Below are 572 nucleotides of genomic sequence, written 5' to 3' on the forward strand. Positions count from 1 at the left end.
AGTTCACCGATAAAGATTTGAACTGACGCAAACTTTAAGTAAATAAGTTGTTAATAAAAACTATTCTCAGACCACTACATATTTGGGTAGTTGGGACCACCACCGCCTTCAGGAGGCGTCCAGGTGATGTTTTGACTTGGGTCTTTGATATCGCAGGTTTTACAGTGAATACAGTTCGCCGCATTAATCTGTAATTCGGCTTGCTCTGCACCTTCTACAATTTCATACACCCCAGCAGGACAGTAGCGTTGAGCGGGCTCGGCATAGAGCGCCAAGTTCTGTTCGATAGGAATGCGCTGGCTGGCAAGCTGCAAATGACACGGTTGGTCTTCTTCATGGAAAATATTGGATAAATAGACGGAAGAAAGACGGTCGAAACTCAACACGCCATCAGGCTTCGGATAGAGGATCTCATCGCTGTTTTCCGCCAGAATCAAAGACTGATGATCGGGATGTTCACAACGTACATTCCACTTTGCTTTGCCTTTTAACACGTTGTGTTCCAACATCGCTAAACCACCACCTAACCAAGAGCCAAAACGGTGTATTCCGCTAGAGAAATTGCGTGCTTG

General features: G+C 45.5%; 1 protein-coding gene. It reads right to left on the minus strand.

Annotation, left to right across the window (positions count from 1 at the left end):
- Positions 1-74: 74 nt before the first annotated feature.
- The coding region (locus R7044_RS27020) for a 4Fe-4S dicluster domain-containing protein (RefSeq protein WP_225456204.1) at positions 75-572 on the minus strand (498 nt) is incomplete at its 5' end.

The sequence above is a fragment of the Vibrio sp. 1402 genome (assembly GCF_033340275.1).